At 72.1% G+C, this 12,156-nt stretch carries 2 protein-coding genes and 2 pseudogenes; 3 read left to right on the forward strand and 1 reads right to left on the reverse strand.

Going from position 1 to position 12,156, the window contains the following annotated elements; translation table 11 throughout:
* Window positions 1-57: 57 nt before the first annotated feature.
* A pseudogene (locus tag MTP03_RS07400) lies at window positions 58-5,324 on the reverse strand (type I polyketide synthase); the annotation flags it as partial.
* Between the two features lie 565 nt (window positions 5,325-5,889).
* Between MTP03_RS07400 and ettA the strand changes: the two are divergent.
* The 3 genes and pseudogenes from ettA to MTP03_RS07410 all read left to right on the forward strand — a co-directional run bounded on the left by ettA (window position 5,890) and on the right by MTP03_RS07410 (window position 12,067).
* Window positions 5,890-7,563 (forward strand): energy-dependent translational throttle protein EttA, encoded by a 1,674-nt coding sequence (ettA, locus tag MTP03_RS07405; RefSeq protein ID WP_248491419.1) that lies wholly within the window; start codon window positions 5,890-5,892, stop codon window positions 7,561-7,563.
* Window positions 7,564-7,851: 288 nt separating this feature from the next.
* Window positions 7,852-8,877, forward strand: coding sequence for a hypothetical protein (locus tag MTP03_RS23510; protein WP_371820916.1), 1,026 nt, complete (start codon window positions 7,852-7,854; stop codon window positions 8,875-8,877).
* 20 nt (window positions 8,878-8,897) lie between these two features.
* Window positions 8,898-12,067: pseudogene (locus MTP03_RS07410) on the forward strand (NAD-glutamate dehydrogenase domain-containing protein).
* Window positions 12,068-12,156 lie beyond the last annotated feature (89 nt).

Raw genomic sequence — 12,156 nt, forward strand, 5'->3', positions numbered from 1 at the left:
GGCGGCGATCGTCGCCACCGTCGCTCCGTCGAGGAGGAAGGCGATCGACGGCGCGGCGCGGAACTGCTGCTCCACCCGGATCCGGAGCTCGGTGGCGAGCATCGAGTCCACGCCGAGCCGGCCGAGCGGCTCGTCGTCGGGGATGTTCTCCTCGGCCATCCGCAGCACCCTCGAGACGGTGAGGCGAACCCCGTCGGTCGCGATGGGCGTACGGTCCGCCGCCGCGACGGCGCCGAGCCGTTCGAGGATCGACTCGCCGTCGTGGTCGCCGTCCTCCTCCCCGCGGCCCAGGTGGGCGACGAGGGTCGGGGTGAGCGCGTAGCTCTCGATCACCGTGGGCCAGTGCGCGGAGACCACGCCCTGCTGCACCTCGCCGGAGCCCAGCAACTCGGCGAGGAGCGTCATGCCGGTCTCGGGGTCGATGAGGTCGATCCCGCGCTGCCCGTAGAGCTCGCGCAATCCGAGGCTCGCGATCATGCCGGCGTCCCACGGGCCCCAATTGATCGACAGAGCCGGCAGGCCCTGCGCCCGGCGGTAGTGGGCGAGCGCGTCGAGGAAGGCGTTCCCGGCGGCGTAATTGCCCTGCCCGGGCGACGGGATCACGGCGGAGATCGAGGAGAACAGCGTGAAGAAGTCGAGCGGCTCCCCGGCGGTCGCCTCGTGCAGGGCCCAGCCGCCGAGCACCTTCGGCCGGACCACCCGCTCGACCTGCTCCTGCGTCATCCGCACGAGGATCTGGTCGTCCACGGCGCCGGCGGAATGGACCACGCCGCGCAGGGCCGGGACGCCCGCCGCGTGCAGGCGAGCGAGGGTGTCGGAGAGTGCCCGGGCGTCCGTCACGTCCACGGGCACGACGTGCACCGTCGCGCCCGACGCCTCCGCGGCGCGCACCGCGGCGACACCGTCGCGTTGTGCGGCGTCGGTGAGGGCGTCCCACTCCGCCCGCGGCGGGAGCCCCGAACGGCTGGTCACGATCAGGTGGCCGGCGCCGCGTTCGGCGAGTGCGACGAGCACGAGCCCGCCGAGCGCGCCGAGACCGCCCGTGACGAGATAGGCACCGTCGGGACGCATCCGGGCGGGGATCCGCCCGCCGGACCGGGCCGACGGGTACAGGCGCGCGACGAGTCGTGCGCCGTCCCGGTAGGCCACCTGATCCTCGTCCGTGCCGGCGACGGTGAGCTCGTCGAGCAGCATCGCCGCGCTCGCGTCCCGATCCCGCGGATCGAGGTCCACGAGGCGGGCCTGCAGCCCGCTCAGCTCGTGGTGCAGGACCCGGCCGACGCCGAGCAGCGAGGACTGCAGGAGGCCCGTCTCGGAGACGCCCGCGACGGGCTGTGCACCGTCCGTGACGAGGAAGGTGGGCGCCGCGAGCCCGCGCTGTTCCAGCTCGGCCGCGAGGTGCATCACCGAGAGCACGGCGTCGTTCGCCGCCCAGCGCAGCGGGTCCGCAGCGTCGGGGGAGGCGTCGAGCGACCACAGGTGGACAATGCCGCGGAGCCCCGCGTCGGGAACGAGCCGGTCGAGCGCGGCGGCCAGGGCGGCCCGGTCGGCCGGCGCGACGGCATCGGCGGCGTCGCCCGCGCAGAGCAGCACCGGCGTGCCTCCCGCGGCCGCGAGCCGCCCGGCGAGGTGATCCGCGAGGCCGGTGCCGTCCGCGAGGAGCAGCCAGACGCCCTCGGCGGGGGTGCGCTCGGCGTCGTCGGCGGGCTGCGGCTCCCAGGCCTGTTCGTACACCCAGTCGGTACCCACCCGCTGCGGCGCCGCGGCCGCGTCGTCGAGGATCCGGACGGAGAAGCCCTCCACCTCGGCGAGCACTCGGCCGTCCTCGTGGGCGAGGACCACGTCGCCGCGGATCGTGGCGGGGTCGGACGATGCCCGGGCGGTGGCCCGCGCGACGACGGGGCCGTCGGGTCGCCCGTGGATCACGACGCGATCGACCCCGACGGGGATGAGCCTGGTGCCCTCCGACCGCTGGAAGGCCAACGGCAGCAACAGCTGGAAGGCCGCGTCGAGGACGCTCGGCTCGAGGATCGGGGCGCGTTCGGCGACGGGCTCCGCGGCGACGGCGCGGATCCGAGCCGTCGCGGCGCCGTCGCCGACGGTCACGTCGTGCAGGAGGCGGTACGCGGGACCGTACGCGAAGCCCGCGTCCCGGAACCCGTCGTACAGCGCGTCCTCGGCGACCGGCGTGCCCGCGACGGGGCCGACGTCGATGCGGGGCGCGACGGACGGCGCGGGCCGCAGGGTGGCCGTCGCGTGGCGCGCCCACCGGCCGCCGCCGGGCACCTTGCCGTGGATCGCGATCCGGCCCGAGTCGGCGTCGAGGCTCGTGTCGATCAGGTACGTCCCGCTGCCGCCGTGCACGAGCGCGGTCTCGAACGCGACGTCGAGCAGCGTGCACGCGGAGGCCCCGTACTCGTCGCGCGCGACCTCCGCCGCGATCTCGACGTAGCCGGCGCCGGGGAACAGCGTGGCGCCGTGCACCACGTGGTCGGAGAGCGATCGCGGCGCGGTGCCGTCCAGCAGCCTCCGCCACCCGGGCAGCGCGCCGTCGGATCGGTCACCCAGGTAGGGCTCGACGGTGACCGCGAGACGCTCCCGGCGGCCGGCGTCACCCTCGGACCAGTACCGGTCCGTCTGCCACGGGTAGGTGGGCAGCGTGCGCATGGGTGCGCGGGGCGCGAGCGGGGAGAAGTCGACGTCGACGCCGCGCACCCACAGGTCGGCCAGCGCCGTGGCGAAGGACTCGGCGTCGTCACCGTCGCGGCGCAGCGACGCGGTCGTCGTCACCGTCCGCCCGCGCGCGGACGCGGCCTCCGCGATCGCCCGACCGAGCACTGCCGTGGGGCCGACCTCCAGGAAGGTCGCCGCACCGTCGGCGAGCAGCGCGTCGGCCGCGGCACCGAACAGCACCGGGCGGCGGATGTTGCGCCACCAGTACTCGGCGTCGTGCGGCTCGGAGCCGTCCTGCGGGACCGGGGCGCCCGTCACCGTCGAGTAGAGCGGGATCGACGGTGCGCCGGGCGCGAGGCCGGCGAGGGACGTGCGGACCTCCACTTCGAGCGGGTCCATGGCCCGGCTGTGGTACGGGACGTCGCCGGGGACGAGGCGCGCGAAGACGCCGTCGCCGCCGAGCCGCTCCGCGAGCGGTTCCAGGACGGGGAGCGCGCCCACGAGCGCGACCGAATCGGGGCTGTTGATCGCGGCGAACTCGACGTCGCCGCGCACCACCTCGGGCAGTTCGGCGGCGGCGGTCTCGCCGAGCGCGACGGCCAGCAGGCGGCCGCCCCCGCTCGCGGTGTGCTGGATGCGGGCGCGGTGCACGATCACGGTGATCGCGTCGTCGAAGGTCAGGGCGCCCGCCTCGAGGGCGGCGGCGACCTCCCCGGCGCTGTGCCCGACGATGAGGTCCGGCCGTACGCCGAAGGACTCCCACAGCCGGGTCAGCGCGTACTGCACGCCGAAGTTCGCGATCTGCGCCACCACGGATTCGGCCATCCGGGAATCCGTCTCGGGGGCCAGCAGTTCCGCGGTGAGCGACCAGCCCGTGAGCGGCGCGATCGCCGCGTCGCAGCGGTCGACCGCCGCACGGAAGACGGCGTTGTGCCGCAGCAGGCCGCGGGCCATGCCCCACCATTGCGGGCCCATGCCGGTGTAGACGAAAGCCAGGGGGCGGGCGTCGTCGAGCGCGGAGCCCGACCGCACGGCCTGGTGCGGGGTCCCCTCGCCGGCGGCGCGCAGCGCTTCCGCGGCCTCGGCGTCGTTCGCGGCGACCACCGCGAGCCGCGCGGTGCGGTGCGCGCTGCGCCGGTGCGCGAGCGCCGAGGCGACCGGGGAGGCACCGTCGGACTCGACGAGCCCGGCGTAGGCGTCCGCGAGCTGCGCGAGGGCGGGCTCGCTGCGCGCCGCGAGCGGCAGCACGGTCGCGATGCCGTCGCGCACGGCGTCCGCGGGCGGCGGGGCGGGCGCGTCCACGGGGACGGACTCGAGGATCGCGTGGGCGTTGGTGCCGCCGAAACCGAACGAGTTGACGCCTGCCCGGAGCGGTCCCTCGGGCTGCAGCGCCGTGGGTTCGGTGGCGATCCGGATCCGCAGTTCGTCGAGGTCGATGGCCGGGTTGAGCGCGTCGAGGTGCAGGTGCCGCGGCACGCGCCGGTGGCCCAGCGCGAGTGCGGATTTGATGAAACCGACCACGCCCGCGGCGGCCTCGAGGTGCCCCAGGTTCGTCTTGACGGAGCCGATCACGAGCGGGCGGTCCGCGGGGCGGTCGCCGCGGTAGACCTCGCCGAGCGCGTTGGCCTCGATCGGATCGCCGACCGGGGTGCCCGTGCCGTGCGCCTCCACGTAGTCGACGGTGTCCGCGGCGATGCCGGCGTTCGCGAGCGCCGCTTCGATCGCGCGCTTCTGACTCGCGCCGTTCGGGACGGTGATGCCGTTGGTGCGCCCGTCCTGGCTGACGGCGGTGCCGAGCACCGTCGCGTAGATCCGATCGCCGTCGGCGCGCGCCTGGGCGAGCGGCTTGAGCACGACGAGCGCTGCGCCCTCCCCGCGGACGTAGCCGTTGGCCGCCGCATCGAAGGCCCGCGACGTGCTGGTGGGGGAGAGGAAGCCGCCCGTCGACGCGGCGACGGTGAAGTTCGGACTGAGCATCAGGTTCACGCCGCCGGCGACGGCCAGGTCGCTCTCACCGTTCCAGATCGACTGGCACGCGAGGTGGATCGCCACCAGCGACGACGAGCACGCCGTGTCGACGGACATGCTCGGTCCGAGCAGGTCGAAGGCGTGCGAGATGCGGTTGGACAGCATCGTCATGACGACGCCGGTCGCCGTGTGCGCGGCGACGGTCGGCGGCTCGGCGGCGGACGTCGAGAACTGCATCTGGCTGTAGTCGAGCGTGAAGCCGCCGGTGAAGACGGCGGTCTGGGAGCGTTCGAGGTCCTCGGCGCGCAGCCCGGCGTCCTCGAAGGACTCCCACGCGACCTCCAGCAGCAGCCGCTGCTGCGGGTCCATCGAGCTCGCCTCCACGGGGAGATCCCGAAGAAGGCCGGATCGAACTCGTCGACCGGGTCGGTCAGGAAGCCACCGCGGCGCACCCGGCTCTTGCCCGGCGTGCGCTCGGACTCGAAGTAGCGGTCGGTGCTCCAGCGGTCCGCCGGGATGTCGACGATCGCGTCGCGGCCCTCGTCGAGCAACTCCCAGAAGTCGCCGGCGGAGCGCACGCCGCCCGGCAGGCGGCATCCGATCCCGACGATCGCGATGGGTGCCCGGTCGATCGCGGCCCCCTCGTGTCCTTCGACGCTGTACCCCACGGCGGTCCACCCCATATCGTGCGTTGCAGTTCCCGAGCCGCCGTTCCCGGCGGCTCATGCCGACATAGTGCTTGTCCCCGCTTAAGGCGGACTTGTTACTCACCTGTCAATCAGGGTTGTGTTTCATCGGCGGAATGCCGGATTCGCGCGCCGACGATCCGCGGGTACGCCGACCTGGGGCCGGTGCCGTCCGTGCCGTGTCGCCGGCTGATCGCGTCCGCGGAGGTCGGCGGGGCGGAGGACCGACAACGGACATGGTGCAATGAATGACGTCGGTGAGCAACGGAATCCGGACTGCCCGGTGGCCGCATGGCAAGCGTCCGGTGGCTCGCCGCTCGGGCGCGCGCGGCGCCGCCGTGCCACGCGTGAGCCACCCCGGCGGCGGCGGACGTAGTCGCTCGACTGTGCATGATCATGAAGAAGGGGTGCGTCAGGGGGTGTCCGCCGCACCCCGGCGTGACCGACGCGGAACGAACCCCGGCGCCCGTGCCGTCGCAGGTCCGGCACGCACTGGGTAGGCTGGTGTCGTTTGCCCCCGGCACACCGGTGGGTCGTTTTCGCGCGAGAGCAGGCAGGGACTGTGGCTGAGTTCATCTACACCATGAAGAAGGTGCGTAAGGCGCACGGCGACAAGGTCATTCTCGACGACGTGACGATGTCGTTCTACCCGGGCGCGAAGATCGGCGTCGTGGGCCCGAACGGCGCGGGTAAGTCGTCGATCCTCAAGATCATGGCGGGCCTGGACCAGCCGTCGAACGGTGAGGCCTTCCTGGACCCGGAGGCCACCGTCGGGATCCTGATGCAGGAGCCGCAGCTCGACGAGACCAAGACGGTCAAGGAGAACGTCGAGGACGGCCTCGGCCAGACGATGGTCAACCTGCGCCGCTACAACGAGGTCGCCGAGCTCATGGCCACCGACTACACGGACGAACTCATGGAGGAGATGGGCAAGCTGCAGGAGCAGCTGGACGCCGTCGACGCCTGGGAGGTCGACTCGCAGATCGAGCAGGCCATGGACGCGCTGCGCTGCCCGCCGGGCGATTCGCCCGTCACGAACCTCTCCGGCGGTGAGAAGCGTCGCGTCGCGCTGTGCAAGCTGCTGCTGAGCAAGCCTGACCTGCTCCTCCTCGACGAGCCCACCAACCACCTGGACGCCGAGTCGGTGCTCTGGCTCGAGCAGCACCTCGCCAACTACCCGGGCGCCGTCCTCGCCGTCACCCACGACCGGTACTTCCTCGACCACGTGGCGCAGTGGATCTGCGAGGTCGAGCGCGGGAAGCTGCACGGCTACGAGGGCAACTACTCGACGTACCTGGAGAAGAAGGCCGAGCGCCTCGAGGTGCAGGGCAAGAAGGACCAGAAGCTGCAGAAACGCCTCAAGGAGGAGCTCGCCTGGGTCCGGTCCGGCGCCAAGGCCCGGCAGACCAAGAACAAGGCGCGCCTCGAGCGCTACGAGGAGATGGCGACCGAGGCCGAGAAGCACCGCAAGCTCGACTTCGAGGAGATCCAGATCCCGACCCCGCCGCGCCTGGGCAACGTGGTGGTCGAGGTGAAGAACCTGGACAAGGGCTTCGACGGCCGCGTCCTGATCAAGGACCTGAGCTTCACGCTGCCGCGCAACGGCATCGTCGGCGTGATCGGCCCGAACGGCGTGGGCAAGACCACCCTGTTCAAGACCATCGTCGGTCTGGAGTCCCCGGACTCGGGCGACGTGAAGGTGGGCGAGACGGTCAAGCTCAGCTACGTCGACCAGAACCGCGCGAACATCGACCCGAAGAAGACCGTCTTCCAGGTGGTCTCGGACGGGCTCGACTACATCACCGTCGGCCAGAACGAGATGCCGGCTCGCGCCTACGTCAGTGCGTTCGGTTTCAAGGGCCCGGACCAGCAGAAGCCGTCCGAGGTGCTCTCCGGTGGCGAGCGCAACCGGCTGAACCTGGCGCTGACCCTCAAGGAGGGTGGCAACCTGATCCTGCTCGACGAGCCGACCAACGACCTCGACGTGGAGACCCTCTCCAGCCTTGAGAACGCGCTCCAGGAGTTCCCCGGCTGCGCCGTGGTCATCTCCCACGACCGCTGGTTCCTCGACCGGACCTGCACACACATCCTGGCCTGGGAGGGCAACGTCTCCGAGGGGCAGTGGTTCTGGTTCGAGGGCAACTTCGAGGCGTACGAGGCGAACAAGATCGAGCGGCTCGGCGCCGAGGCGGCACGCCCGCACGCGGTGACGCACCGCAAGCTCACGCGCGACTGACGTAGCGCACTCGGGCGGGCTCCTCGTTGTCGACGGGGAGCCCGCCTCGTGTTCGGACCGACGGTGTCGCGCGGGGGACGAAGCGCTCGCGTCGGCGCGTTCGACTGAGCCGGGCGGCACCGTCGAACCCGCACGTGACCGTGCTGTTCATTACCCGCCCGTAACCCCCGCCCCGGTCGTAGGGTGGTTCGCGGAGCCACCCGCTCCGTCAACCCTGGCAACGGCGCCACGTGCTGACCCGGTACTTCGGCGCGCCCGTCGCCTCACCCCGCACGAGGAGCAGAATCCGTGGCGCAGTCCGGAACCGATTCGTCCGTCTTCACCCGAGTCGCGCAGAGTGTGTCCGCTCAGCCGCCCGGGCGGTCACCGTCGGACCTGATCGCCTGGCTCGAGGACGGGAACGCCCGCGTGCTCGGTTCGTGGACCGACGGTGCCGGGACGGGCGTTCTGGCCGACCCGGACGAGAAGCTGCGCGCACTGATCGACGCGATCCCCGCGCCCGAGGCGGGACAGGTCGCCGTCGTCGAGCTGGCGCGCCCCCTCGGTGACGCGGCGGGATCGCCCTTCCTCCTGGCCGCGGCGCCCTCCGACGGTGGGGCGGTCGAACTGTTCGCGATGGCGCTGACCGTTCTCGGCCTGCACCACAACGTGTTCGGGATCCCGATGGTGGGGGCCAAGATCGAGCGCGTGCTCGCGCGGATCGGCGTGGTGCGTTCCGACCCCGCCAACCAACGGCTGATGGAGTACATCCAGACCTTCCCGCGCCTGCGCCTGGTCGTCGCCGACGAGGACGAGCTCGCCCGCGTCTTCGGCGGCCTCCGCGAACTCGGGGACGAGGACCTGGCGCTGTTCCTGCGCACCGACAAGCTGGCCCGGTTCGCCACCGCGCTGGTCTACCTCCCGCGCGACCGGTACACCTCCCGCGCCCGCGGCGTCCTGATCGACGTCCTCGAGGACGAGACGGGGATGCGGGTCGACCGGTTCACCGCGCGGGTCACGGAATCGGCCATCGCGCGGATCCAGTTCGTGCTGCTTCCGCGCGACGAAGCCGCGGTGCCGGTGTTCCACGCCGCGGACGAGGCCCGCATCAGGGCGCGGCTCGGCGACGTCAGCCGCACGTGGGACGAGGACGTGCTGGACGCGGCGGCGAGCGCGGGACAGGACGTGGACCTGGTCCGCGCCTACCTGCCCGGCTTCTCCCCGAACTACAAGGAGGATCAGCCGCCCGCCCGGCGCCCGCCGACGTCGCCCGGATCGCCGCGCTGCCCGCCGAGGGCCTGGACCTGGTCTTCTACGACCCGCTGCACGGCGTGAACGCCGACCTGCGCTTCATCATGTACCTCACGGGCGGCGGGGTCACGCTCTCGCAGGTGCTGCCGGTCCTGCAGTCGCTGGGCGTCGAGGTGCTCGACGAACGCCCGTACACGATCCGCAGGCCCGACGGTGTCCTGTGCTCGGTCTACGACTTCGGTCTGCGGGTGCCCAAGGCGCTGCGCGCCATCTCGGTCGACGGCGTGTCCGACGCCGACCTGCCCGAGCACCTGAAGTCGCGTCGCGCGCTCGCCAGCGCGGGCGCCGCCGCGGTGTGGCGGGGCGACGCCGAGGTGGACGGGTTCAACGAGCTCATCCTGGCGTTCGGGGTGGACTGGCGGCAGGTGGCGCTGCTGCGCGCAATCGGGCAGTACCTGCGCCAGTGCGGCTTCCCCTACAGTCCCGGCCACATGGCGCAGGTCCTGATCGAGCACCGCGACGCGGTCGGTGCGGTGCTGAGGCTGTGGACCGCGAGCTTCGATCCGGTCGCGGCGGACTCGGACGCGGCGGCGGAGGCGGAGGCCGACGTCGAGGCGGCGCTGGCCGCGGTCACGAGTCTCGACGCCGACCGGATCCTGCGCGCCTACCTGCACGTGGTGCAGGCGACGGTGCGCACCAACTTCTACGCCGACAAGCCGGTGATCGCGCTCAAGCTCGAGCCCGGCCGGATCCCCGAGACGCCCAAGCCGCGCCCGCGGTTCGAGATCTTCGTGTACTCGCCTCGGGTCGAGGGCGTGCATCTGCGCTTCGGGATGGTCGCCCGGGGCGGTCTGCGCTGGTCGGACCGCCGGGAGGACTTCCGCACCGAGATCCTGGGCCTGGTCAAGGCGCAGGCGGTGAAGAATGCCGTGATCGTGCCGGTGGGTGCGAAGGGCGGCTTCGTGGTCAAGCGTCCCCCGGAGGTCACCGGCGACGCCGCCGCCGACCGCGATGCCCAGCGCGCCGAGGGCGTGGCCTGCTATCGCATGTTCATCTCGGGACTGTTGGATGTGACCGACAACCTCGGTGCGGACGGTGCCGTGCTCCCGCCCGAGCGCGTGGTGCGCCGCGACGCCGACGACACCTACCTGGTGGTCGCCGCCGACAAGGGCACCGCGTCGTTCTCCGACATCGCCAACGACGTGGCCGCCGGCTACGGCTTCTGGCTGGGACGCGTTCGCGTCGGGCGGCTCTGAGGGGTACGACCACAAGGGCATGGGCATCACCGCGCGGGGCGCGTGGGAGTCGGTGAAGATGCACTTCCGCGAGATGGGCCACGACACCCAGACGCAGGATTTCACCGCGGTCGGCGTGGGCGACATGAGCGGCGACGTGTTCGGCAACGGCATGCTGCTCTCCGAGCACATCCGCCTGGTGGCAGCGTTCGACCACCGCGACATCTTCCTCGACCCGAATCCCGACGCGGCCACCGGTTTCGCCGAGCGGCAGCGCTTGTTCGAGCTGCCGCGCTCGTCGTGGAAGGACTATGACGCCGGCAAGATCAGCTCCGGCGGCGGTGTGTTCAGCCGCGACCAGAAGTCGATCCCGATCAGCGTCGAGGTGCGGGCCGCGCTCGGCCTCGCCGACGACGTCACCGAGATGACGCCGCCCGAACTGATGCGCGCCGTGCTGCTGGCCCCCGTCGACCTGCTGTGGAACGGCGGCATCGGCACCTACATCAAGGCCTCGACCGAATCGAACCTCGACGTCGGCGACCGCGCGAACGACGCGATCCGCGTGGACGGCGGCGGTGCGCGCCAAGGTCGTGGGCGAGGGCGGCAACCTCGGCGTCACGCCGCTGGGCCGGATCGAGTTCGACCGCAGCGGCGGCAGGATCAACACCGACGCGATGGACAACTCCGCGGGCGTCGACTGCTCCGACCACGAGGTGAACATCAAGATCCTGCTGGACCGGCAGATCACGTCGGGCGCGATCGAGGAGGCGGAGCGGCACGATCTGCTGGTCTCGATGACCGACGACGTCTCGCGGCTCGTGCTGGCCGACAACATCTCGCAGAACTCCGCGCTGTCGGTGGAGCGTTCGCTCGCCCCCAAGATGGTGGACGTGCACGCCCGGATCCTCGCGGATCTGTCCCGCAACCGCGGCGTCGACCTGCGGCTCGAGGCGTTGCCCACGCGCAAGGAGACCGACAAGCTGCAGGCCGCCGGCCTCGGACTCAGCTCGCCGGAACTGGCGAACCTCATGGCCCACGTGAAGCTCGCCACCAAGGACGACGTCCTCCGCAGCGATCTGCCCGACAACGAGGTACTGGCCGCCCGGCTGCCCGAGTACTTCCCGGACGCCCTGCGCGAGCGGGCGGCCGACGGCATTGCCGCGCATCCGCTGCGCCGTGAGATCGTGGCCACGCAGGTGGTCAACTCCCTCGTCGACAACGCGGGCGTGAGCTTCGTGTACCGGTTGGAGGAGGAGACCGGCGCGGGCGCCGCGGAGGCGGTCCGCGCGTTCGCCGCGGTCAGCCGCGTATTCGACCTGCCCGCCACCTGGGCGGCGATCCGGGCGCTTCCGGTCTCGGCCCAGGAGTCGTCGGCACTGCTCGCCGAGAGTCGTCGCGTGCTGGACCGCGGGGCGCGGTGGATGCTCACTAACCGGCCCCAGCCGATCGCGATCGGCGCCGAGGTGAATCGGTACGCCGAGCGCATCGCGAAGCTGTCGGCCGCGATGGGCGGCTGGGACATCCGCTACGACCGCCAGGCCAGCGGTTCCGGCGAGCGCGCGATCGCCGCCGGGGTTCCGGAGGAACTGGCCAACACCGTCAGCCGCGCGCTGTACCGGTTCAGCCTGCTCGACGTGGTCGACATCGCCGACATCACCGAGCGCGAGGACGACGAGGTGGGCCAGCTGTACTTCGCGCTGATGCAGCACCTGCGGATCGATGAGATGCTCGGTGCCGTCGCGGAGCTGCCCCGCGGCGACCGGTGGAGCGAGATGGCGCGGCTCGCCCTGCGCGACGACCTGTACGGCGCGCTGCGCGCGCTCACCGTCGAGGTGCTCAACTTCACCGACCCGGAGGAGCCGGCCACGCAGAAGATCGGCGACTGGGCCTCGCACAACGCGCGCCGGCTCGAGCGGGTGGGCGCGCTGCTCGGCGAGATCCTCGACCCCGTCGAGGGCGCTCCGCAGGTCGCGAACGACGAGTCGCGGCTGTCCGTCGCGACCCGGGCGCTCCGCTCGTTGCTGCGCCACGTGGGGTAGGCGCGGGCCGGTCGGCTAGCGTGGACGCGTGACCGAGTACAGCTTCACCGCGGCGGGCGTCACGGGCGTGCGCACGGAGTTCGACGACG

Origin of the sequence: Tsukamurella sp. PLM1, from assembly GCF_023168325.1 — a bacterium.
Lineage (GTDB): Bacteria > Actinomycetota > Actinomycetes > Mycobacteriales > Mycobacteriaceae > Tsukamurella.